Origin of the sequence: Ensifer sp. Root127, assembly GCF_001425225.1 — a bacterium.
Lineage (GTDB): Bacteria > Pseudomonadota > Alphaproteobacteria > Rhizobiales > Rhizobiaceae > Ensifer > Ensifer canadensis.
Genome location: NZ_LMDX01000010.1, coordinates 81,049 through 105,351, shown reverse-complemented (window position 1 = coordinate 105,351; position 24,303 = coordinate 81,049). Strand labels below are relative to the sequence as shown.

Sequence of the window (24,303 nt, the reverse complement as noted above, 5' to 3'; positions counted from 1 at the left end):
CTATAACTACGTCTGGCCCTACTCCGCTGGACGAGAGATGGGTCAAGCGGTCGATCCCCTTTTCAAAAGCGTGCCGGAGGCCGCTTTGAAAGACGAGCGACTTTATGAGTACCTGGCACTGGTAGATGCGATTAGGCTCGGGAACCAGCGGGAAGTCGGTCGCGCCACCGATCACCTCAAGTCGAAGATCATGAGTAAATGACAGCGATCCGCGCTCAATTGCTAGAAATGCTCAAAGCCGTTGCAGCCGCACTTGGCGAGGACCTGCGTGAGCGCCTGGTCTTCGTCGGCGGCTGTACTACTGCGCTATTCATCACCGATCCCGTAACGCTCGAGGATGTTCGCGCCACCGATGATATTGATCTCATCGTTGATCTGACAGGCCAAGCGGCATGGGCACACCTTCAGAAAGAGCTTCGACAGCGCGGTTTTATGGAGGCGGCTGACGAGGAGGTGATATGCCGGATGCGTCTTGGTGCTCTCAAAGTCGATTTCATGCCCGACGACGAAGAGATCCTCGGCTTCAGCAATCGCTGGTACGCGAAAGGCATCGAAACGGCGACGAAGCATCAGCTTTCAGAAGACCTATCCATTCAGGTGCTGACGCCGGCGCTGTTTCTTGCGACAAAGCTCGAAGCCTTTGCCGGGCGCGGAAACGATGATCTTTTCATGAGCCGGGATGCGGAAGACATCCTTCTTATCGTCGACGGAAGAGAAAGCCTCTTCGACGAAATTACCACAACAGAGGACGACGTTCGGGAGTTCATAGCCGGCCAATTTCGCGCGCTGTTGGAGCACCGTGACTTCGATGACTTCCTTGAAGGCAACATCCGTGGTCCCGCCGGTCGCGTCGATATCGTGCGGGATCGCTTCGTCGAAATGAGCCATAGTGCGGATGGTGTCGTAAATGGACATTGAAGCCCTCTGGCTAACTCAACAAGGCACGCGGACCTCCGACAATCGCGATCATGCGGGGTTCGGCATGCGCCAGAATGAGTTCTTGGGCGTCGTGGTGACGGGTCCACGAACGGTGCAGCCAACGGTGGCTACGCCCGGGCAATCGTACAGATGCTGGTGGACTGGTTTGTCGAAACCGCCGAGGCTATAACCGCTGATCTGATGGTGAATGTTCTCAGGCAATTGCATGAGAACTTGCGCGAGCAGTTTCCAAGAGGGTCCGCCAGCGTCCTCCTCATCCATGCGACAGGGCGCAATTCCATCACCGTCTTTCATTCCGGTGATTGTGTGCTCGGGGAACTCGACACGAACGATGTCATCGCCTGGCAAACCAGGCCGCATACTTTGACTAATGCTGTGGCCGAGATGCCCTTGAAGGTCATCGCACAATCCCCCACCCGACACCTGCTGACCAGAAGCTTCCGCTCTCGGGCGTTCGAGCCCCCCGACATCCTCGAACGCGAGGAGTTTTCGGGGACGCTTCTGCTTGCCTCCGACGGGTTTTGGGCTGAGCTGCTCGAGAAGGATCAGGCCAAATTCCTTGCGGGCGACCAATCATCGGCTGAGACGGACCGGGACGATCGAAGCGTTTTGCGGCTGCGCATTTCGTTCAGCGATCACCTCATGTTTGCCATGCACGATAAGTCCTCAAAGAATCTCTATCTTCGAACCCAACCATAGGGCCGACGCTCACATACTAGGAACTTTTCCAGCCCCCCAGCCGGCCGGGATCTGCGGCTCGATCGTTCTTCGATGCGTTCGAGAAGAGCGGCAAAGCCCTTGCGCAGACGTGCTGTTATATGCTGCGCGCGTCCCTCCGATGACTCGATTTTGCGTTTGTGGGCGCTGTTCACCTCTGTGCCAGGTTGACCAAACAGTACATGTCACTCGATTGGAGTAATCGGCGACACATCTCCGGATGAGAACCGCTCAAAAGAGTGCCCATTTGCGAATTCAAACCTGGACGAGGTGACCTTCGGAGACCTGCCGGTATTGGCGCTTGGGCGGTATGTAGTCGATGGACTGCACCGGACTTCTGATCTCGTCGATCTTCATGGACCGTTTGACGTTGCGCCGTACCGGATCCGGTACGGGGACGGCTGCCATCAGTTTGCGCGTATAGGAATGCTGCGGGTTTTCAAACACCGCCTGACGCGGGCCGATTTCGACGATCTCGCCGAGATACATCACGGCGACCCGATGGCTCACCCGCTCAACAACGGCCATGTCATGGCTGATAAACAGATAGGCGAGATTAAAGCTTTGCTGGAGGTCGAGGAGCAGGTTGCAGACTTGTGCCTTGATCGACACGTCGAGCGCCGACACCGCCTCGTCGGCCACGATTACTTTCGGATCGAGCATTAGGGAGCGCGCGATCGCGATGCGCTGTCGCTGGCCACCGGAAAACTCGTGCGGATAGCGCCGCATGAGATCCGGGTTGAGTCCGACTCGTGTCAGGAGATCAGCCGCCTTGTCACGTGCTTGCAGCCTCGTGCCGAGACCGTGCTCGATGAAAGGCTCCATGACCGCCGGGCCAATTGTCATCCGAGGGTCGAGACTTGCGAACGGATCCTGGAAGACCATCTGGACGGTGCGCCGCATTTTGCGCAACTGCCCGCGCCGAAGGTCCATCACATCGTTGCCGTCGAGCAGGATCGTTCCCGCTGTCGGTTCGACCAGCCGAGTGATCGAACGCCCCGTCGTCGACTTGCCGCAGCCGGATTCGCCGACAAGCGACAAAGTCTCGCCGGGCTTGAGGTCGAATGATACATCCTCGACCGCATGCACGGCACCGCTCTTGCGGCCGAGCAGCCCGGAACGGATGTCGAAGCGTGTGGTCAAATTTTTGACCTCGAGCACTGGGCGTTGACCGGCCGCCGGCAGCACTGCCTCGCCTTCCTCCTGGGTCGCCCGACCGGTGACGATGTCGATGACTGGAAAACGCATGGGCCGCTCACGTCCCGCCATGGATCCAAGCCTGGGTACCGCCGACAGCAGCGCCCTTGTATAGGGGTGTTTGCCGCGCTTGAAGATGTCGTCGGTAGCACCCGTTTCCACAGCATCGCCGCGGAACATCACGATCGTCCGGTCGGCGACTTCGGCCACCACGCCCATGTCGTGGGTGATGAACAGAACCGCCATTCCCTCCTCTTCCTGGAGCACCTTGATCAGATCGAGGATCTGGCCCTGGATTGTCACGTCGAGCGCCGTCGTCGGCTCGTCCGCAATCAGGAGTTTGGGCTTCGACGCGAGCGCCATGGCGATCATCACGCGCTGGCGCATGCCGCCGGAAAACTGATGCGGATATTCGTCGAACCGGCCCTTGGCGTTCGGAATACGCACCTTTTCCAGAAGCCGGATCACCTCCGCCCTCGCCTCAGCCCTGGAGATGTTGCGATGGCAGGTGATTGCCTCGGCGATCTGCCTGCCAATCGGGTAGATCGGGTTGAGCGAGGTCATCGGCTCCTGGAAGACCATCGCGATTTCGTTGCCGCGAACCTTGCGCATTTCCTCGTCGTCGAGTGTGAGCAGGTCGCGGCCGCCAAGACACACTTTGCCTTCTATCCGACTCGAATATTTCGGCAGCAACCGCATGATCGACAAGGATGTCACGCTCTTGCCAGATCCGGATTCCCCGACGATCGCCACCGTCTCGCGCGGGGCGATCGAGAAAGACAGGTTGCGTACAACCGGCTTCCATTGGTCACCCAGTCTGAACGAGGTCGTCAGGTCGCTGACTGATAGAACGGGAGGCTGAGCGGCAGATGTGTCCATCTCGCTTTTTTCCTTCTCAAGCGGCGGTTTGGATCGGGTCTACCGGATGCTTGGCCAGGGGAAGAACGTCAATGTCGTACATCCATGGATTGGCCGGCAGACTGGTAATGATCTCGTGCAACTGCGTCGCATCGGCGGCGCGCCAGAGACCCCAGTTCTCGAAGCGGCAAGGTACGCGCCACATGCGGACTAAATGCCCCTCCTTGATCAACTCCGCCGCATGGGCGCGTTCGTCATGGATCACCTTCGCCTTCAAATCGGGGTCCATGTCTTCGGACCAGCGAAGCTTGATGTTGACCAGAAATTCCATTGCGTTTTCCCTCATTGTTTGAACTCCAGATCCTTGATGATGGTGTTTGCGGCGTTGTAGCCGGGAATGCCGGTGACATAGCCACCCGGCCAGGTGCCTCCGCCCGACAGGTAAAGTCCGGCGAGCGGCGTGCGGTAATCGTGCGCCTTGCGATGCGGACGCGCGCCGAAGAGTGCATTCGGCAGCATGTCGCCATGCGTGATGTTCGACTGGACGAGACCCAATTCGCTTTCGATCTCGACGGGGTTGAAGTAGCGCAAGCCGACCAGCCGATGCCGCAAGTCCGGCATGTAATGCGTAAGCTCGTCAATGCAGATGTTGGCGAAGCGCTCGCCCGCCTCGGGCCAGCTGCCTTCGGAGAGCGTATAGGGGGCATGCCAGGCGTTGACGCTGAGAAGATGCCGACCCTCGGGCGCAAGATCCGAAGACGTAGCCGACGGCATCAGGCCCCACATGATCGGTCGCTGAGCTAGCCTGCCGGCCAGTCCGTCCGCTATTGCCCGTTCGATGTAGTCCAGAGACGGCGCGATACGGAACTGGACCTGCCCTGCCTGCCCGGGATCGACGTCCGCCGGCAAGCCGGCATATTGGGGCATACCGTCGAGCGCCAGGACCAGTTTGAATGCCGACCCTCGCATCGGAACGGCGGCGATTTCGCGCCTGACGTCTGCGCCCACTGCCTCGTCATCGAGCATCTGACCGAAAAGGGTCTTCGGGTTCATGGCCGAGAGTACGATCGGCGCGCGGAATTCGTCGCCTTCGACCGTAACCACGCCCCGGGCCCCGCCCGACGCATGCAGGACCCGTTCGACCGGCGCGGCCTTGAGGATCGTGGCACCATGCGCCACGCAGCAAGCTTCGAGCGCATCGATAATAGCGCCCATTCCACCCACCGGCAGCCCGGTGGAGCCGCGCAGCGCCGCCCTTCGCGGATCATCATCGTCCAGCGCCGCATAGGAAGCCAGCGAGATCGGACGCATCATCAGACCCACGGCCGAACCAGGAGCGGATGGCGGGGTGAGCGTCGCGTTGAGCGCCAGCATCCCGAGGAGAGCCTTGGCCTCTTCCGACTTCAGCCGCTCGTCCAGCAACTGACGCAAGCTGCCGCACATGACGCGGTCGAAAAGCCCGGCAAGGCGTTCAGGCACATCACGGGCTGCCCGAGCCAGATCGGGAGAGGGCGTGAACATCGACGCACCCAAATGCCCTCCCAATTCTTCCAGATCGGACAACAGACCGAAGTAGCGTTTTGCCTCGCCGGATGAATAGGCGTTGAGCTGCTGGGTTAGCCGCTCCCTGTCGCGCCAGCCGATAAAGGCGCCCCGCGGGAAAGGGTGGACGACCGTTGGGTCGGTGCGGATGAATTTCAGGCCGAAATGTTCGAGCTGCAATTCAGCAATGAATCGCGGCTCGAAACTACCGGGAGAATTGGTGAAGGCGCAGCGGTAACCGGGGAGGAACTCGAAGGTTCCGCAAGGGCCTCCGAGCGTTGGCCGCGCCTCGATCAACAACGGGCGCAATCCGGCCTTGGCGAGATAGGCGGTCGCAACGAGACCATTGTGCCCTCCCCCCACGACGATGACGTCGTATGTGCCAATCGATCTATCGACGATGTCAGACATTCGGTTTCCATCTGGTTTGCAAAGAATGCCGGCGGCATGCCGCCGGGTTGACTTCAAGGTGGCGCTACTGGGGAAGCTGGTCGTTAGAGAAGTAGGCCGTTGCGTCCTTCTTGCCGATCATCGTGCCGAACTGCGCGAGCGTCTCGTTCATCGACTCCCAGTCCGCCTCCGCCATCCAGCCGAGCGGCTTGCCGTCGCTGCGTTTGGTGTGAAGCGATGCCTCGTAAGCATCGAGGACGCCGCGATGAAACTCGGCCGACTGGGTGTTGCCGGACACCTTGAGGAAAATCCCGATGGCTTCGTCCTTGTTGGCGAAGGTGTATTCCATGCCCCTTTTCGTCGCGGCGAGGAAACGCTTCACGATGTCTGGGTTCTGCGCCAGGTAGTCGTTGTTGACGACGATGCCGAAGCCGAGATTGGTCACACCCCAGTCCGCATATTTCAGCACCGAGACTTCCTTGCCCTGCGCCTTCAACTGCGGGACGTAGAAGTAGTCGTCCCCGCTGATGCAATCGAGCTGACCGGAGGCGATCCCCGCGAACTTCGCGTCGCCCGGCATGTTCACAAGCGTTATGTCGGTCAATTCCAGACCATTGGCCTTGAGAAACGCAGGTAGGATCTGGCCGTCGGAGCCGGTCGGTGTGGAACCGATGCGCTTGCCCTTAACGTCGGCCGGGGTTTTGATGGCCGGGTCGACACAGATCAGCGAGATCGGGCCCTGCTGCCACCAGCCAGCAACGGCAGTGATCGGCACGCCAGCGGATATCGACTGCGCGACAGTGGAGAGATTGGCGTGACCGATCGGATCGGCGTTTTCGCCGACCACCATGGTCGTCGTCTTCGATCCCTGCCCCTGGACAATATCGACATCCAGATCGACCTCGTCATAAAAGCCCTTTTCCTTGGCGAGGATCATCGGGGTCTGTCCGGCCCACCAGCTCCAGTCCAGGCGCAGGCGGAGGCTGTCAGTTGCCAAAGCCGTCGTGCTCATCAATGCGAAGGCGAAGAGCGCACCGCCTGCATGCTTGAAGTATCTCATGTCCAGTTCCTTTTTGCTGGTGTCAGGCTGCGTCTTCGGCGTCATCGCGAATGACGCCCATGCGTTCGAAATGAATGAGGATCTGGTCGACGATCGCGTTGAACTCCGGCGTGCTGCGGACGGAAAGCCGCCGGCGGCGTGGCAGGGGCACATCGAGAACCGCCTCGACGCGACCGGGGCGAGGTGCCATCACCACGATGCGATCGGACAGGAAAACAGCCTCCTGAATACTATGGGTGACGAAGACGACGGTCGGACGGGAGCGCAGCCAGAGCGACTGGAGATCCACCATCATCTGATCGCGGGTGAGCGCATCTAGAGCGCCAAACGGCTCGTCCATCAGGAGTAGCGAGGGATCGTGCACAAGCGCGCGGCAGACGCTGACACGCTGGCTCATGCCGCCGGAAAGCTGATGCGGATAAGCATTCTCGAAACCCGCAAGGCCAGCGGCTGCAAGCAGATCCCCCGCCTTGGCACGATACTCGCCGTCCGGCAGTCCGCGCGCTTCGGCCTGCAGCATCACATTGCCGATGACGCTCCGCCAGTCCAGCAAGACCGGCGATTGAAAGACGAAACCGAGGTCAGTTTCCGCCTTGGCGACGCGCTGCCCCCCCACCCGGAGTGTCCCCGAGGTGGGAAAATCCAGACCTGAGATGATGCGCAGCAACGTGCTCTTGCCGCATCCGCTCGGCCCGACGATCGAAAGGAACTCGCCCGGCTCGATGTCGAGTGAGGTCGGCACCAAGGCCTCCAGCCCGGCATAGGACCTCGAGACCTTATCAATGGTGATGGACTTGCCCATGTCGTGCTCCTCAATGTCCAACGTTGCGCTGCGAGCGATGCCAGGGCATGACACGCGCCTCGACCATTTGGACGATGGCAAAGCTGACGACACCGATCAGTACCAGCAGGATGAGGGCCGCAAACATCAGCGCGGTCTGCAACTGCCCGCTGGACAGTAGGATCAGGTAGCCGAGCCCGCGGTCAGAGCCTACGAATTCGCCCACAACGGCCCCCACCACGGCGAGTGTCACGCAGACCTTCAGACCGCCAAACAGGCTTGGCAGTGCGTGCGGCAAATAGATCTTGCGGAACATTTGCGCCGACGAAAGACCCATGGTTTTACCTAGGAAGATCATGTCCTGCGGCACGCTTTTAAGACCGACCACCCCGCTGATGACGACAGGAAAGAAAGCCATCAACACGCCGACCACAATATTGGTGTGCAGGCCGAAGCCCAGCCAGACAAGAATGAGAGGAGCAAGCGCAACCTTCGGGACCGCCTGGCTTGTAACGAGAAGCGGATAGACGGCATCCTCGAACCATCGGAACCGGGCGATCAATACTGCTAGCGGCAGTGCAATGGCTACGCTGAAGAAGAAGGCGATGACGGTCTCGAGCGCCGTGATGCCCGAATGGTAGATCAACAGCGGAAACTGCGAGACCAGTGTGGTGGCGACCGCACCGGGCGACGGCAAGAGATAAGGTGCCGGCTTCAGGACCGAGACGACGAATTGCCATAGCGCGATGATCACGATCAGCGACAGGATCGGATAGACGATACGGGAAACCCCGACGGGAAATCCCATGCCTCCGCTCTGCTGCATTGTTAAATCGGTTTGGCTCATCTTACTCTCCGGTGCTCGTTTGGTGATGGCGGACTATATCGCGCGTGGCCGCCATCACCGGATTTTTTAGGCCGCGTTGGCCGTTCTCACCGAAGCGGCAGGAACGAAGCCTTCGTGGAAAAACTTGAGCCAGTTTCCGCCGGCAATCTTGGCGATCTCGTCGCTGGAAAAACCGCGCGTTTCGAGGCCCTCCAGAATATTTGGGAAGTCGACCGGCGACTTGAACCAGGACGGCCACTTGGAGAAGCCCTTGATCGGAATTGCGCTCTCGCGCGCCCAGCGACCCGCACGCCACCACTTGATCTGGCTTTCCGGCCAACCATCGTAAAAGTCTGTACCGAGGCCGACATGGTCGGCGCCAACCAGGTCTACGGTCCATGAAACCATGTCGAGGAAGGTGTCGAGCGTGCAGTCTGATCCGTGCTTCATGATCTTCGGGTAGTTGCTGAGGCCGATGACGCCGCCGGTCTCGGCCAGTCGCTTGATCAGTGCCGTTGACTTGTTGCGGCGGTTCAGCTCGATGTCGGTGCCCACGAACTCCTGCGGATTGGCGTGGGTGACTGCGATCGGACGCGAGGAATATTCGATCGCATCGAAGCAGGTGCGCTCCGTGCAATGCGAGACATCCACGACCATGCCGACGCGGTTCATTTCCGCAATGACGTTGCGACCGAAGAACTTGGAAACACCAGCCTCATCCGGTTCCCAGCAACCCGAGGCAACCCGGTTTTGAACGTTGTAGGTAAGTTGCGCGACGCGGACGCCAAGCTGATGGAAGATTTCGATCAGTTCGATGTCGTCTTCGAAGGGCGACGTATCCTGGAAACCGTAGACCACGGCCGTGCGCCCGGAAGCAGCGATACGCTCGATATCCTCGCCGGTCGTGGCAAGCGCGATCAAGTCGGCGTTCTTCTCCAGCAGGCGGTTCCATTCACCGATCACGGTCAACGTTTCGCGCGCGTTCTCCCAGATCGACAGCGTCACATGCACACAGCCGATGCCTCCACGCTTCCACTCCTCGAACCGTGCGCGCTCCGGCTTGTTGTATTGCAGTGCATCGATCAGCAGGGGCTTCTTTGCCGACAGTGTCATCGGATTTCCTTTCCGTTCATGAGTCAATTTGAGAAGGGGTCGACCGCCGGGCCATGTTCCACGACGATCGCCTTGATCTGGGAGAATTCCTCCATGGCCTCGACGCCGTTCTCACGGCCGATGCCGGACTGCTTGTAGCCGCCGAAGGGCACACGTAAATTGATGGCCCGATAGGTGTTCACCCAGACGGTGCCGGCCTGCAATTGGCGCGAGACACGACGGACACGGCCGATGTCGCGTGTCCAGAAACCGGCAGCCAGACCATATTCGACACCGTTTGCCATGGAGATCGCCTCGTCTTCGCTCTCGAAGCGCTGCACGGTGACCACCGGCCCGAAGATCTCCTCCCGGCAGATCCGCATATCGCCTGAGACGTCGAGGACGACGGTCGGCTGGACCCAGTAGCCGCCTGCCAGCTCGGATCCGAGATCGGGCTTTTGTCCGCCTAAAACCACGCGCGCTCCCGCCTCCACGGCCTCGCTGACAAAACCGCTGATGCGCTCGTATTGGCGCTTGTTCGCGACCGGCCCAATGTGCGCCCTGGGCGAAGAGGGATGGCCGACGCGGATACGGCTGACGGAAGCAATGTATCGTTCCACGAAGGTGTCGTAGATCTCCGACTGCACGAGAATGCGCGAGCCGGCGACGCAGGTCTGGCCACTGCCGGAGAAAGCGCCTTGGGTCGCAGCGATCACGGCACCGTCGATGTCACCATCGGCAAAGACGATATGCGCCGACTTGCCGCCCGCTTCGCAGACGAAACGCTTCATGCCGGCGGCGACTTTCGCCCCCAGAACCTTGGCCGTCGCCGTACTGCCGGTAAAGCTCACCATTTGTACGTGCCGATGTGTTGCAAGCGCCTCGCTGGCGATGGCATCGCCGATGACGACATTGACGATGCCAACCGGGAAGCCCGCCGCGATTGCCAGCTCAGCCAGCGCAATGCTGGAGCCCGGGGCTTCGGCCGGCGGCTTCAGGATGACCGCGTTGCCCATGGCAAGCGCCGGCGCCAGTTTCCAGGAGCCCAGCGAAAGCGCACCGTTGAACGGTGTTATCGCGACAACGACGCCGAGCGGTTCCCGCACGATGCGGGCATCGGCTGTGCGCGATACGGTGCGCAGGATGTCATCGTGGGTATCAAGCGCGCTCGCATAGTAGTCGTACCAGGTGGCGGTCGCCTTCATCTCGGCGGAGGTTGCGGCATGGCTCTTGCCGTTGGCAAGGCTTTCCAGCGCGCCCAATCGATCGGCGTTGGCAGCGATCAAGGCACCCAGCTTGCGAAGGAGGGCGCCGCGCTCGTAACCGGTCATCGACGCCCAGGGTTCGGAGACGAAGGCCTTTGCTGCACTAGTCGTTGCAAGATCCACCGCGTCGTCCGATACGAAAGCCGTTGCCCAGACAGCGCCCGTCGAGGGATCGTGAAGGGGAATTTCCCTGCCGGCGGGCGGGATCGCCACGCCGGCGATATACGAAGTGAAATTGTCCTGTTGGGAGGATGTAGGCATATTCGAAACCGGTTCCGTTTGTAGAGCGTGGGAGCGCATCGTCAGCCCCGTTACAGTTTGAGCTTCGGATTGAAGCAGGTGTAGAGAACGTCGACAGCGAAGTTGATCAGCACGAAGGCGACCGCCAGGATCAGGATCCCGCCCTGGATCAGCGGTATGTCGCGGGTGGAGATCGCCTGGTACATGGCGAGACCGATGCCGGGCCACGAGAAAATGGTCTCGGTGAGAACGGCGCCACTCAAAAGGAAGCCCATCTGCATACCGATCACCGTGATGATCTGCGGCATTGCATTCGGCAGCGCATGACACAGCACGACGCGCGATTCACGCATGCCCTTGGCACGAGCCGTGCGGATGTAATCGCTGTTGATCACTTCAAGCAGGGATGAGCGGGTCATGCGGGCGATTGTCGCCAACGACCACGCGGCAAGCGTGATGGAGGGTAAGATCATGTGGGCGGCCAGACCGAGCACACCGTCGCCACCGCCCACACTCTGCATGCCGCTGACCGGCAAAAGGCGCAGGTTGAGGCCGAAGATCATGATCAATACGAGGCCCAACCAGAAGGACGGCATCGAATTGAAGAACAGCACGACGACCGAAAGCGACTGGTCGCGAAGTGAGCCCGGTTTCAGCGCGGCCCAGGTGCCTGCTGCGACACCGGCGAAGGCGGCCAGGATGATTGCGGCAATCGCGAGAATGGCCGTGTTGCCGAGGCGTTCGACGATGACGTTGGCGACGGGCTGCGCGAAGGTAAATGACTGACCGAGATCGCCCTGCAGTAGATTTCCGACATAGATGAGGTACTGGACATGGGCAGCCTCATGCAGTCCCATGCTCGAACGCAACGCTTCCTTGGCTTCTTCCGAGGCTGTCGCGCCGAGCAGCATGTCGGCCGGATCGCCGGGAATGATCTTGGCGAGCAGGAAGGTCGCGATCGTGACCCCGATGATGACCGGAACGATCTGAAGCGCGCGTCTGATGGCGAATACGATCATCGTCTTAGTCCCGCTGCTTGTTGAAACGTGGATCGAGGTAATCGCGGGCACCGTCGCCGATGAGATTGAAGGCGACTGCGAGGACGACGATGGCCAGGCCCGGAATGGTTGCCACATGAGCGGCGGTCGCAAGCGCAGTTCGACCGCTCGAAAGCATCTGGCCCCATTCAGGCGTCGGCGGCTGGGGTCCAAGCCCGAGAAAGCTCAGACTTGACGACAGGATGACGTTTCGCCCGGTCTGCAACGTGCCGTAGACGATCGCCGGGCCGAGAATGTTCGGCAGGATATGTCGAAACGCAATCCGCCTTCCGCGAAAACCGAGGGCATGGGAAGCCTCGATGAACACCTCTTCCTTCACCTGCAGCACTGCACCGCGAATGATGCGGCCGAAAGCAGGAACAGTAACGACAACCATTGCGATGATCATCGAAGACAGGCCCGGCCCGAGCGCCGCACTGATGCCGAGCGCCAGAAGGATGCCCGGGAAAGCGAACATGACGTCGAAGAACCGCATGATTGCCGTGTCGAGGAACCCGCCGACATAACCAGAGACCATTCCGAGAAACCCGCCGATGACAAGAGCGACGATGGTCGGCACGATCGCGACAAGGAGCGCGTAGCGCGTGCCATGGATGAGGCGGCTCAGGATATCGCGCCCGAGTTCATCCGTGCCGAGGATATTCCAGCCCGAGAACACCCCCTTGTAGCGATCGAGCGGATTGGCCCGCAGAGGGTCGAAGGGCGATATCCAGTCGGCGAAAATCGCGGCGAAAACGATGGCGACCAGGATGCCGAAGCCGATCGCCAGCGATGGGTTGCTCCGGACGCTCCGCAGCGCGGCTTGCCATCTGCGCGTCGGGCTGACAGTCGTCTGTTCGATCATGATCGTCATCGTTCTCTTCCGTCTCGCGGTCAGGCGGTGTGCCAGAGCTTGCCGAGGTTCGGGATTTGATCCTTCAGGCCGACGGCCCTGAGGGCGCGCCAAAGCGTGGCCTGGTTGCTCGAGACGACGGCAGCACCAGTGTCCATTTCCAGGTATGGAAGGATCGGGAACGTGCGGTAGGTGCCGCAGGAGATCAGGATCGCGTCGCATTTGCCGGCAGCCTTGAAGGCCTGCTTGCCGAGCTTGTAGGCACTGTCGGCGTCATGCACGCTGGCATCGAAGGGATCGGTTATCTGCAGGCCGACCATGGATGCAATCTTGAAGCCCTTGGCCTCCATGAAGGCGGCCATCTTCTCATTGACTTCGTCCGAGTAAATCGTCGCGACGGCAACCGACGTGGCACCGAGCGCCTTCAGCGCATCCATCTGGGCAGCCATCATCGTGATCGCCGGAATACCGGTTTCGGCCTCGATCTCAGCGCAAACCTGTTCATCGTGACCGACGCCGCGCAGGAATGTTCCCGGCGCACCACACTGGACGATGAGATCCACTCTGGCGGTGGCGAGCTGACGCGACGCCTCGAGCACCTGAGACATCATCACCTTCAGGCCTTCTTCGTCGACCCGTGGCACGATGGTGCGGGCATCGGCGAAGGCGACACCTACGGGCGCAACCGAACGCCACTCCTCGGCCCCCTCAATCGCCGTCGCCGGCCTCATCTGTCCGATACGTGCGCGCCAACCTAACATCATCTGCGAATTCTCCTCTTTTAAATGCTAACTAAAACAGCAGGTTACCTGACCTGAATGCGGGGGTAATCGATGAAGACCGACCTTGCCGGCGAGATACCGCTGACGCGGGCGCTCAGCACCCTCGGCAGGCGATCCTGATAGAGAAAGATCCAGGGGCTATCGTCCGCCAGGCGTTCCGCGGCCTGTCGGTAGAGGTCGAGACGCTTGGTCTCGTCGCTCTCACCGCGGGCTCGCGCGAAGACCTGATCGGCTTGCGCATTCGAGAACCAGCCACGATTGACGCCGCGCGGAGGCTGTTGGTCACCGGCGAACATGCGTTCCAGCCAGTAGGCGCTGTCGGCGCCCGTCGTCCAGCCGTTGAATGAACCCTGGATGTCGTCCTTGTAACCCGGCCCCTCGGTCGACACGAGGGTGGCGAACTCCAGGAACTGCGGCTCCAGATTGATGCCGACCTCGCCCAGATCCTGTTGCAAAAGGGTGATGATCTCGGACGCCTGCCCGAAGCCGGGGCCGCTATTCGGCGCAAGGAGCCTTATGGTGACGCCGGTCGAAATACCCGCCTGGGCCAGCAGTTCCTTCGCCTTCGTCGGATCATAGGTATAGGACATGCCGGAATTGCCCGGCAGTTCGTTGCCCGAGGGCACGGGGCCGCCGAGTGGCGTAACCTGTCCATTGAGCAGTGCCGCCAGATTGTCCCGGTTGACGGCGTAGTTCAACGCTTGACGGAAGAGCTTGTTGTCGGTGTATTGCGCCTTGGTGTTCAACCGCACGAAATACTGGTTCGCAGGCTCCGGGTATTGGATCTGCAGGCTCGGATCGACGGAAAGCTGGGCTATTTGCTGGGAGCTGGCGCTCGGGATAATGTCCACCTGGCCGGTCTGCATGGCGATCGCCATCGCCGTTGGATCCGTCACTGGTCGGAAGATGAGGCTTTCGACGCCGGCGGCACCGCCCCAATAGGCATCATTCCGCTTGAGTTCGAGTTGCTGCCCCTGCTGAAACGCCTTGAGTGTGAAAGGCCCGGTTCCAACGGGGTTCAGACCGATGCCATCCCCCTTGTGGGCGCTGATGTTGGCGGGGCTGATGATGCCGGAGCGCCGATCGCTGAGGAGCCGCAGGAGACCGGCGAAGGGCTCCTTCAACGTGATTTCGAACGTCCCGGCATCGATTGCCGCGGTTTTTTCGATCCAGCGCGTCAGGAAGGTCATGTTTCCGGCGGCGCGCTCGTCGTAGGCGTCGGATGCCTTGTCCATGACCCGAGCGAAATTGGCTTGCACGGCGTTAGCATCGAAGTCGGTACCGTCGTGGAACTTGACGCCGGAGCGAAGCGTGAAGTGATAGATCAAGCCGTCGTCGCTGACCGTCCATTTTTCAGCAAGGCTCGCCTTCAGTGCGGGTGCGGTATCCGTGACTTCAGAAAGATCTTCGCGCACGAGTGGATCGTAGATGGCATCGATCACCCGCAAACCCTGCGTGCCCGTCATGCGATGCGGGTCGAGAGGCGGTATCGCGCCTTCGGAACCGATGACAACGGTCTGAGCAAGGGCTTGGACCGGGGTCATGAGGGCAGAACTGGCGACAAGGCATGCGAATGCGGTCGCCAAATGGCGTTTCATCAACATATTCAACATCCTGTTCCCCTATTGGTTGGCTTTTTTCACAGCGAGGATGAGTGGCTGCGACCCGTGACAATCATTAAATGCGCCGGGCTTCGATAAATCAAATTGAAAAATTTCGAGGATTGATCAGTATTACCTATAAATAGAAGCGGAGAGACCCGATGTCCGATTCACCGGCCCAGCCAATGGCTGCACCGTCCTACAGCGCAACGATCCGTCATCTGCGCGCGTTCCTCAGCGTCGCAAGACATCGCAGCTTCACCCGCGCGGCGACGGAACTGCATCTGTCGCAGCCTTCACTCACGATGACGATCCAGCAATTGGAGGATATCGTCGGCGGGACGCTTTTCGACAGGACCACGCGCAATATCCTCCTGACGCAGGAGGGAACCGATCTCTTTCCGGTCGCCGAGCGGGTCGTCGATGATTTCGACCTGGCCATTCGCAACATCCGGTTGACCGCCTCGAGCCGCAATAGCTGTATCCGTGTCGGGGTTGTCAGTTCGATTGCGACCAAGATCATGCCACGCATTCTCGAGGGCTTTCTCGCCACGCGGCCAGGGGTGCGCGTCCAGCTGCGTGAAGGAAATTCGAACGACGTGCGCCGCCTCGTTCGGCGCAACGAGGTGGACATCGGCTTTGCCAGCATGGACGGTGCTGAAGCCGAACTCGTCTTCAAGCCGCTTTTCAAGGACCAGCTCGGTCTCTTCCTTCGCCATACCCATCCCTTGTATGAGCGCGCGAAGGACGGCGTTCTGCGGTGGGCCGATCTTGCGAACCACAACTTCGTCGGCCTGACGCTGGACACGGCGACAGGCCCGATCCTGTCGCAGATGGAGCACCTGCCGGAATCCATTCGCGTGCCGAAATACGAGGTATCGACCTATCCAACGCTTTGGGCGCTGATTGAGAATGGTCTCGGGATCACGACGGCGCCGGCACTGGCGGCGGAATTCATACCCGACAGCCGTATCGCTTTCCTCGGGCTCACCGAACCGGTGGCCTGGCGCAACGTTTATATCGTCAGCAGGCTTGGACGGACCGTCCCCCCGATGGTGACGGCTCTTGTGAAGGCGATCGAGGCGGAGCTTGCCGTCATCGCAAAGGGACATTCGAGGATCAGCACGTTCTAGAATGGCAGAATCGAACCGGCAGGCTCAGAGACTTCCCGCTAAAGCTTCTGAAGATAGGCGGACCAATGTAGCGCTGCTGTTGACGTCGAACAGGCATAGTCGACGCTCTCGACATGCCGACGAACACCGTCAGCGCGAGGGTGCTAGCAACATGAGCGTACCAGGCGCCGGCAGCGTCGATGCCAGAGCCCGTTCGCGCGCTGCTTGACCGGTTAAAAAGCCTCGTCTCGGAGGATCAGCATCGCGACGGCCAACGGCCGGGACCCGGGAAGCCTAGGCCCGGCAAGCCGCTCCGTTTGATTAATGCGATTGCAGAAAAACGACTTTCTCGGCACATCGCGCATCACTTCCCCGCTCGGACCAGCGACCGGGCGATATCGATGTGTCGTCACGAGCGAGTGGGGTCGAGCAAGACGAGGCCGGCCCGCGGGGACCACCGCCTGTCACTGTCGCGGCGATCAAATGGGTGTATGAAGCGCGCGGCATCGTGTTCTTCGACGAGGGTCCTGCGCCCCACGGCGGCCCCGGTGTAAGATTGGCTAAGGGCTAAGTCTTCCCAGGGTCGGGAAGACAACATCCGCAACCAGTCAATACAATATGCGATCTTCGGAGCACATAACGAGAAACTGCCATCGTTACGACTACCTGCGTTGCGCCTTCATCTTTTAAGGGCAAAGAACCCCTGCTCCGTTACATTGGCTTCCTCCATCATGTGCTCCGTATGAACTGACCGATCATTGCCAAGCTCGGCAAGAACCACCTTGTCAACGTGGTACAGGTGGCTCGTTTCTCTTAGGCAGTACGACATGCACCGGAGAATTTGTTCCAAACGGTTCAAGACTTGCGACGCACGTCAGTAGCGTCTCCTTGATAACGATTGCGACCGATATCCATCTGCGTCGCCCTGCGATGGATTTCCACGATGTCGGGCGCGAAGACCCTGTTGCGGCGCTCGAGGTTGAACATGTTCGGCAAGATAGGCCGGAATTAGCTCGACAATCTCGTCGAAGACAGCTTGTTCGTTGATCGTAGTCAGACGCCCATCCTGCATGACGATCCGGCAGACGACCATCACGGTCCCAATCGCCCAGCCGTTTTCCGAATTGACCAACTGCTTCGCGCCGTCATTGAGCGGCACGAAGAGATAGCCGCGAACCCGCCCTCAACAACACCCTCTGTTCCGCTGATTGGAACAGGGGGCGCAAACACATTCCCTCCGGTATCAGTGCTCCCTGCCAAGTACCGCGAGGCCGCGCACCGGATATGAGATACCCGGCGTCAAGGGATAGAGCACAGCCTGAATGGAATGGTAGAGGTCGGGCTTTCCTCGGAATTGTTTGTCCGCTGGCCGGTTGCCGGTGTCAAGTTCCGGAAACCAGCCGCCATTCTGGTGGTCGATCAACCGGTCGGCGGCGAAATTCCACAGGCGCCGGTACCACTCCTCGTCCCCGCTCCGCCGCTCCAGTTTGATGACGGCGGCGACCGCGCCGATCGCTTCGGTCACCGGCCACCAGTAGCGGTCCGCGCGAGCCACGGTCCCGTCATGGGCAAGGGTGTATATGAAGCCGCCGCGCTCCGTGTCCCAAGCATCCTTTAAAGCCTGTTCCATCAGGCGCCGTGCCTTGGCCGGCGAACCGTCGTGAGGACGGCCGGAAAGGTCCCAATATTGCAACAGAAGTCGGCTGAGCTCGAAAGAGTGGCCCGGCGTGCTTCCGGCGGGCCGAAACATGGGATTGCCTTCATAGAGCCGGTCGATCTGCCAGTCGGCTGTATAGTGTTCGGGCAGGCGCCACCCTTCGCGAGGAGCTATCCCTTCGATGAAGAAGTCAAGGATTCTGCCGGCTTTGCGGAGATAGGAGGTCTGGCCCGTCGCCTCGAAGGCGGTTAGCATCGCTTCGATAGCATGCATATTTGCATTCATGCCGCGATAGGTGGAAAACGGGGTCCAGTCCCGGTTCCATTCGTCGGCGAAGAGACCCGGCTCCTCCTCCCAGAAATACCGATCCAGAACGTCGGTGACATCTTCAAGCAGATATTTTGCATCGGGATGACCGCAGGTCATGGCGCTTGCGGCGGCCAGGAGCACGAAAACATGGCCATAGGCGAGCTTTCGACCGTCGGATACCTCGCGGCCGCGCGTGGCATAGACATAACCACCATGATCTCGATCCCGATGGACATTCAGCAGATGACGCATCCCTTGCTCGATCATCACATCGGCCCCCGGCGTGCCAATATGCCGTCCGAGGGCGAAGGAATGCACTATGCGAGTGGTTGAGTGCAGATCTTGCGTGCGATCTTCCAGCGGGTTGCCCGGGCTGTCCAGATTGAAGAACCCGCCCCTGGGATCGAGGCTTTTTCGGAAGAAGGCGAATTGTTGCCCGGCGTCGGCAAGCAGCCATGCGCGGTGCTCTGCCTGGTCGAGCCAGAAGTCGGGCAGCTTTGAGCCGGTCGAGTTGGAGGAAGTGATCATGGAATCAGGCCTAGTCTTGTTGCAAGGATGGGCGCGGCATCGTCCGGTAAAGGAGAGGTGGTTGGGTTTGCCCGAACAGTTTGAGGCGTTTCGCTAAGTGGATTTCCGTCGATTAATGTGCCGCGACTATTCGCGTCAGCGTATTGAAATAGGCTTGATCCGCCGTATGCTTTCGATTGACCTCCAGAGCCGCTCGACGAAGACAGTGTCCCGCCACGCCCCTAGCACCGATCGAGATCCAGGTCGCAAGCGACGGAGCGCTGATTCCGATTGTCGGAACCGGAATTGCGATTGTCACTTTGAGGGCAAATGTCTCGACCTCTCAACGCGCAGTTCCATTAGCTTCCAAGCGAGACCGTCTTGAGGAGTGACTGATTGTGTGGCGGACGCCGCTTATGGTCGTGCATAAGGACAGTCCGCCGTCTTGAGATCATCGAAACGGGTCGTCGGCTACGTTCTCCGCAGAAGCGGCCGTGCGCATTTTCGAGGATTGCGGAAGTGGCTCAGGTTTTAGCGAGTAGGCGTCTTAGCGGCCGGATCAAGGGTTTGTGCCACATGACGTTCTCCGCGTTCGAACGCCAGACGGAACTGAAACTGGCCATCCTCATCATACCAAGCGGGAAAATTCGTTCCCCAGACATTGTTGTGAAGATTAATGCTGATGCCTTCAAAGCCATTTGCCGGACGCTGGAAATTGAGAAGCTGAGGATAGCCCGGTGCAATCAATGGCGCATCTGGCGTCTCAATCGTCACGATGCCATCATGGCTGGCATAACGCGCGCCCGACATAACACCGTGGAGGTGGAAGCCGCCGCCACTCGTCACCTCGAACGGCGAGATCCATTGGTCCATCTTATCGAATGCCCAGGCTTTTGAATCGGCGAGTGCGGGGGTGAACCGCAGCCAACTGGCTTCCGGCAAGCGAGTGGCAAGTTTGCCCTGCCAATTCACCCGTAATTCGACCTGCTCCCCTGCGGCTGGAAAGCTATAGAGCAATTGCCAGTTTGGGGGGGCGCCTATCGCAGTAGCTTCATCCGCCATCTCGAGGCTAACAAGAACCTCTGTTTTGCCCGCAACATCCCGACACCAAACCGCTTTTAGTGCCGGACGCCATGCTTCGCCCGTTGCCCTATGCGCCGCCAATCCCGGTTTACAATAGTCCTTGGACGACCAGGCAACAATTTCTGGGCGGTCCCGATTGGCAATGTACTGCGACCAAAACCGGTCGTAGTCGTCCTCGCCAAAGCCCTGATAGAGAATGTCGACCAAGCCTTCGGCACTGGCCCATTCCCGGCCATCGCCTTGCGATTTGAGACTTGCAATCCGCCCGTTGCGACCAACCCTCATGGTGAAACACCCTGCTGCAATCTCTTTCTCCGGATCGATCGCGCGCCAGTCTTCCCCGATAATTGCCACAGAGGGCATCACCGCCGCCAACGCAGTCTCCGCCTGCATTGCGCGCGCCTCATCAAGGGTTGCGACGGCTGCGCCAAGATAGGCGCGCTGTTCTTCCCATGATTGTTCCACAACGCCAAATGCTCCTTTGCCGCGTACGTCGGCAAGCTGCGCCGGCGCATAGGACTCCCACTCGGGAAGATAGGTCTTGTGATCCATGCTCCAGGTATGTTCAGGCACCATCATTAGTTGATCGCTAAAGGCGACGATTGCTGGATCATCCGCCAAAGAGGCGTCTTGGTCGATCCAAGACCGACGCAAACGCAGAAGACTTCGATATCGGGCCATTTTAAGTGGGTCACTGCCGGCACCATGGATCCAGCTGTCACCGATCTCGTTCTCAACAACAGGGAGATCTTCGCGCACACTGCGCAATGCCAAGGCGAAGTCATCCAGTGACGAGGCACGAACCTCCGCGTCAGGAAAGCGGTTACGCGCACCTTTGAATACCTGCAGTATTTCATCGACAGACTGCGGGCCTAGATTGTCGTTCGTGTGGCCGAAACCAAGGACGTCGTTGAGCCCCGCAACACGGCAATCCTCGCCATAGGCGTGCTGACAAATCACTGTGACAGCATGCTCGCCGACCTTCCAGCGAAATACCGGCGGGACGTCAGGCCTGGTGGATGCCTCATTGATGCCGATATGAAGAAACTCGATCCCTGCCTCTGCGAGGATGGGGACAATACCCTTGGTATGCCCTGGGACGTCAGTCATTTTTGCGGCAATTGTCGTGCGCCCGAAACGATGATCGAGTCGACGCGACACGGTTAGTCCATGGCGGAACAGAGATGAGTCCATCAATTCGCTGTGGAAGGTAAAAGGCAAGGCATGCCAGACAAGATCGCCAGCTAGAATACCTGCCTCAAGCGCCCGTCGCCGGGACGTATCACTCACTTCAAGAGCGCGGAAAATCATCCAGGCCGGCAACGTCCACACGAGGCGTTCCATGCCATCGGCCTGCCGCAGCTCCGCTGCGGCTTGGAGAGCGTTCGGAATATATTGCGTAACATACCGGTCCACAACCCGGGCGGCTGTGTCTGTGAACCCCAAATCAAGGTGGGTTTTGAAAATAAGATGCACTCTTTTCACGAGGTGTTTCCGATCTCGAGCTTGGTCTGTGGGAGAACTTGTTTCCGTGCTAGCTGCCTGAAACAACGTTGCCATCGGCCCCATAAAGCAGGCATCGGTCTGCTTTCGGACGCACGTGCACCACGTCTGACAAATGGCCCGGCTCATCCGAGTTCAGCCGAACGATGATCAGAGTCCCCTCAATTTCGACCGAGACAAGTGTCTCGGCACCAAGGACTTCCACAAGGCGAAGCTTGCCCGATAGACTTTTGCCAGTCACGGGGCTATCGCAGATTTCGATGTGCTCGGGTCTTACGCCGAGTAAAAGCTTCTGCCCGGCCTGCACATCGTCGGAACCGACAATTCCGGAGCCGTCCAGGACCTGCCCGCCTCCAAGATCAAGCGCCGGGACGCCCGCGAGGGATGTCACCGTTGCCGGCAACAGATTCATCGGCGGACTACCGATGAAGCGGGCGACAAAGGTGTTGGCGGGCCGCCGGTAAACATCCATCGGCTTACCAACCTGCTGTGCGACACCTTTGTTCATCACCACCATCCGGTCCGCCATTGCCATCGCCTCGACCTGATCGTGAGTGACGTAAATGATCGTCATGCCGATTTCGCGCTGTAGTCGTTTGAGAAATGCACGAGCTTCGAACCGCAGTTGCGCATCCAAATTCGAAAGCGGTTCATCGAACAAAAATACATCGGCAGGGTAAGCAACCGCCCTGCCGACTGCCGCGCGCTGTTGCTGGCCGCCAGACAACTGCCCCGGTCTCCGATCAAGAAAGTTTTCGAGTTGCAAATGCTTGGCAATGGCACGGACCCGATCATCCCGTTCGGCCTTTCCAACCCCCCGCACCTTGAGCGGATAGCCGACATTTTCGGTCAGTGTCATATGCGGATAGAGAGCATAGTCCTGGAACACCATCGCCACATTGCGACGGGCGGGCTCAATATCCGTGACATCGCGCCCATTGATCATGATCTTCCCGGCAGAGGGCAGTTGCAGTCCAGCAATCATCCGCATGGTAGTCGTCTTGCCGCAACCGGAAGGCCCGAGCAGCGCGAAAAACTCTCCGTCCTCGACATCAAGATTGAGATCCTGCACTGCTTTGAAATTGGTGAAGAATTTTTCGACACCGCGAAGGCTGAGATTGGCCATGATTACAGGTCCTTACTGTTTGATGCCGCCAAAGAAACGGAAGCCGTAACGGGCATTGACCCACAGATACATTGCGAGGATCGGAAGCGCGTAAAGCAGCGAATAGGCCGAAAGCGTGGTGAAAACCGGCGTTCCGGACGACGTATAGAATGAGAAGGTTGCCACCGACGCCGGGAATTTTTCCGGGCTGCGCAACAGAATGAATGGGATCAAAAAATTGCCCCACACATTCATAAATGTCCAAATACCGACGACCATCAGCGCCGGCCGCAGAAGGGGAAAGAGTACGTCGCGTAGCATTTGCCCAGTGCTGGCGCCGCAGATTTGGGCGGCTTCTTCGTAAGACTTCGGCAAAGCGTCAACGAAATCCTTCATCAGGAAGATCGCAACAGGCAACAATCCGCCGGTGAAAACCAGAATCACACCGACATGTGAATCGATCAATCCGATCTGATGACAGAGCAAGAACAAAGGCACCATCGCAACTGTGCCCGTCACCACCGACGAGAACAAAATCAGTGCATAGACGAATAAATCTTGCCCAGGCAGACGGCTGCGCGACAATGAATAAGCCGCAAGAGCCGCTACCAATGTCGTCAATACGGTAACGCCAATTCCTTGGATCAAACTGTTAACTAGGCCGCGCATCGCCAACTCGTTGTGCATTACCGTGACAAAATTGTCCAAGGTCAGCTGTGCCGGCCAGACAAGCCGTAACGACGCCTGCGCGTTGAATGGCGCGGAGAACAGCCACAGCAAAGGAATGACAAAGACCGACCCGATCAACGCGCACAATAGATTGAAGCCGATCCGTCCTAACACCTGACTGACACGCACGAAGCGGGTGCGCCGTTTTGAAACCGGATACATGGTTAGTGTTCCTTCCGTTGGACACGCAGATGAATCGTGACCAAGACAAAATTGAGCAACATTACGAGGAGCGCGATGGCGCCACCGGCACCGAAATCGAACTCTTTGAATGCCAATCGGTAGGTAAGAATGGACAGGACTTCGCTCTTGAATGCGGGCCCGCCACCAGTGATGAGATAGGGTGAGAACAAAGTGAAAGTCCAAAGGGTCGTCAGCAGCGTGGAACTCAGCAAGTGCCGGCGCACCAACGGTAAAGTGATGTCAAAGAATATCGCCCAGCGCGATGCTCCAAGCACCTTGGCGTTCTCGAAATAGGATGGTGGCAGGCTTTCAAGCGCGGCGGAAAACAGAAGAAGCGAAAAGGCCGTGCCGCGCCAAATATTGAAAACACAAATCGACAGCAAGGGATGGTCGATCTGCCAGTCTATCGGATTGAACCCTAGTCCGGCCGCAGCAGCGTTCAACAAACCGTCATCGTAATCCAGCACGGATTTCCAAGAAAAGGCCACGGCAACATCGGGCAATATCCACACTAGTGTTATCAGCGTGAAGATGACGCTTTTCACGATCCCCTTACGCCCCAGGAACATGAGCGCGACAGAGAAGCCAATCCCTGCTTGGCCGATAACAGAAGCCAAAACGAATGCACACGTGATGACGAAGGCGTTGCCGAAGTTTCCGGGCTCCATGAACGTGGCAAAATCGAAGAGCCGTACGTAGTTGCTTAGGCCAACAAACTCGTAATGGGTTGCCGTCGCGCCCAGGAGCGTTTGATTGGTGAAGCTAATCGCAAAAACCCACAAGAACGGCAAAATTAGAAAAACCGTCATGAACACGATGGCAGGCGCGAGCAATACGGCCCCGAGGCCAGGTCGGACGATGCTGGATGTCGAAGTCAATGGTGCAATCCTCTTGGCGAAAGCGGGTCAAACGGGCACGCCAGCCCGACAGGTTGG

General features: G+C 59.2%; 21 protein-coding genes and 1 pseudogene. 4 read left to right on the top strand and 18 right to left on the bottom strand.

Annotated features, from left to right (window positions below):
- The 3 genes and pseudogenes from ASD03_RS40135 to ASD03_RS13015 all read left to right on the top strand — a co-directional run.
- Window positions 1–202: pseudogene (locus ASD03_RS40135) on the top strand (hypothetical protein); the annotation flags it as partial.
- Window positions 199–918, top strand: a complete 720-nt coding sequence (locus tag ASD03_RS13020; RefSeq protein ID WP_057214134.1) for a hypothetical protein — start codon at window positions 199–201, stop codon at window positions 916–918. The pseudogene ASD03_RS40135 and the gene ASD03_RS13020, both read left to right, overlap by 4 nt.
- 150 nt (window positions 919–1,068) lie before the next feature.
- Window positions 1,069–1,638: a hypothetical protein gene (locus tag ASD03_RS13015; protein ID WP_156407964.1), complete on the top strand. Its 570-nt coding sequence runs from the start codon at window positions 1,069–1,071 to the stop codon at window positions 1,636–1,638.
- 273 nt (window positions 1,639–1,911) lie between these two features.
- Here the strand turns inward: ASD03_RS13015 and ASD03_RS13010 are convergent, their stop codons facing one another.
- The 12 genes from ASD03_RS13010 to ASD03_RS12955 form a co-directional block, all read right to left on the bottom strand.
- Window positions 1,912–3,732 carry an ABC transporter ATP-binding protein gene (locus ASD03_RS13010; protein ID WP_057214131.1) on the bottom strand — a complete coding sequence of 607 codons (1,821 nt, stop codon included), beginning with the start codon at window positions 3,730–3,732 and terminating at the stop codon, window positions 1,912–1,914.
- Between the two features lie 16 nt (window positions 3,733–3,748).
- A complete protein-coding gene (locus ASD03_RS13005; protein WP_057214128.1) occupies window positions 3,749–4,042 on the bottom strand; it encodes a muconolactone Delta-isomerase family protein in 294 nt (97 codons plus the stop codon).
- An 11-nt stretch (window positions 4,043–4,053) separates the two neighbouring features.
- Window positions 4,054–5,664 carry an NAD(P)/FAD-dependent oxidoreductase gene (locus tag ASD03_RS13000; RefSeq protein ID WP_057214125.1) on the bottom strand — a complete coding sequence of 537 codons (1,611 nt, stop codon included), beginning with the start codon at window positions 5,662–5,664 and terminating at the stop codon, window positions 4,054–4,056.
- Between the two features lie 64 nt (window positions 5,665–5,728).
- Window positions 5,729–6,703, bottom strand: a complete 975-nt coding sequence (locus tag ASD03_RS12995; protein ID WP_162250504.1) for an ABC transporter substrate-binding protein — start codon at window positions 6,701–6,703, stop codon at window positions 5,729–5,731.
- A gap of 22 nt (window positions 6,704–6,725) precedes the next feature.
- Window positions 6,726–7,505 (bottom strand): ABC transporter ATP-binding protein, encoded by a 780-nt coding sequence (locus ASD03_RS12990; RefSeq protein ID WP_057214119.1) that lies wholly within the window; start codon window positions 7,503–7,505, stop codon window positions 6,726–6,728.
- A gap of 10 nt (window positions 7,506–7,515) precedes the next feature.
- Window positions 7,516–8,331, bottom strand: a complete 816-nt coding sequence (locus tag ASD03_RS12985) for an ABC transporter permease (protein WP_082557317.1) — start codon at window positions 8,329–8,331, stop codon at window positions 7,516–7,518.
- Window positions 8,332–8,397: 66 nt separating this feature from the next.
- The gene (locus tag ASD03_RS12980; protein ID WP_200957324.1) at window positions 8,398–9,423 is read right to left on the bottom strand and encodes a membrane dipeptidase; all 1,026 of its coding nucleotides are present in this window, start codon (window positions 9,421–9,423) and stop codon (window positions 8,398–8,400) included.
- A gap of 23 nt (window positions 9,424–9,446) precedes the next feature.
- On the bottom strand, window positions 9,447–10,928 hold the full coding sequence (locus ASD03_RS12975; protein WP_057214112.1) for an aldehyde dehydrogenase family protein: 1,482 nt from the start codon (window positions 10,926–10,928) through the stop codon (window positions 9,447–9,449).
- Between the two features lie 50 nt (window positions 10,929–10,978).
- Window positions 10,979–11,926, bottom strand: a complete 948-nt coding sequence (locus ASD03_RS12970; protein ID WP_057214111.1) for an ABC transporter permease — start codon at window positions 11,924–11,926, stop codon at window positions 10,979–10,981.
- Window positions 11,927–11,930: 4 nt separating this feature from the next.
- Window positions 11,931–12,818 carry an ABC transporter permease gene (locus ASD03_RS12965; protein ID WP_082557316.1) on the bottom strand — a complete coding sequence of 296 codons (888 nt, stop codon included), beginning with the start codon at window positions 12,816–12,818 and terminating at the stop codon, window positions 11,931–11,933.
- Window positions 12,819–12,838: 20 nt separating this feature from the next.
- Window positions 12,839–13,561: an aspartate/glutamate racemase family protein gene (locus ASD03_RS12960; protein WP_057214108.1), complete on the bottom strand. Its 723-nt coding sequence runs from the start codon at window positions 13,559–13,561 to the stop codon at window positions 12,839–12,841.
- A gap of 41 nt (window positions 13,562–13,602) precedes the next feature.
- Window positions 13,603–15,183 (bottom strand): ABC transporter substrate-binding protein, encoded by a 1,581-nt coding sequence (locus ASD03_RS12955; protein ID WP_200957323.1) that lies wholly within the window; start codon window positions 15,181–15,183, stop codon window positions 13,603–13,605.
- A 158-nt stretch (window positions 15,184–15,341) separates the two neighbouring features.
- Here ASD03_RS12955 and ASD03_RS12950 point away from each other — a divergent pair, with 158 nt between their 5' ends.
- Window positions 15,342–16,313 (top strand): LysR family transcriptional regulator, encoded by a 972-nt coding sequence (locus ASD03_RS12950; RefSeq protein WP_057214103.1) that lies wholly within the window; start codon window positions 15,342–15,344, stop codon window positions 16,311–16,313.
- Between the two features lie 853 nt (window positions 16,314–17,166).
- On the opposite strand, the gene ASD03_RS12945 is transcribed toward ASD03_RS12950, so the two are convergent.
- The 6 genes from ASD03_RS12945 to ASD03_RS12920 form a co-directional block, all read right to left on the bottom strand.
- Window positions 17,167–17,451, bottom strand: coding sequence for a hypothetical protein (locus ASD03_RS12945; RefSeq protein WP_057214101.1), 285 nt, complete (start codon window positions 17,449–17,451; stop codon window positions 17,167–17,169).
- Window positions 17,452–17,535: 84 nt separating this feature from the next.
- Window positions 17,536–18,786, bottom strand: a complete 1,251-nt coding sequence (locus ASD03_RS12940; RefSeq protein WP_057214099.1) for an AGE family epimerase/isomerase — start codon at window positions 18,784–18,786, stop codon at window positions 17,536–17,538.
- A 510-nt stretch (window positions 18,787–19,296) separates the two neighbouring features.
- Window positions 19,297–21,333 carry a DUF5054 domain-containing protein gene (locus tag ASD03_RS12935; protein WP_057214096.1) on the bottom strand — a complete coding sequence of 679 codons (2,037 nt, stop codon included), beginning with the start codon at window positions 21,331–21,333 and terminating at the stop codon, window positions 19,297–19,299.
- 49 nt (window positions 21,334–21,382) lie between these two features.
- Complete coding sequence (locus ASD03_RS12930; RefSeq protein WP_057214093.1) at window positions 21,383–22,477, bottom strand: ABC transporter ATP-binding protein; 1,095 nt, start codon at window positions 22,475–22,477, stop codon at window positions 21,383–21,385.
- Window positions 22,478–22,489: 12 nt separating this feature from the next.
- Entirely contained in the window at window positions 22,490–23,347 is an 858-nt protein-coding gene (locus ASD03_RS12925; RefSeq protein WP_244494639.1) for a carbohydrate ABC transporter permease, read from the bottom strand.
- 2 nt (window positions 23,348–23,349) lie between these two features.
- A complete protein-coding gene (locus tag ASD03_RS12920; RefSeq protein ID WP_057214090.1) occupies window positions 23,350–24,246 on the bottom strand; it encodes a sugar ABC transporter permease in 897 nt (298 codons plus the stop codon).
- Between the last annotated feature and the right edge of the window lie 57 nt (window positions 24,247–24,303).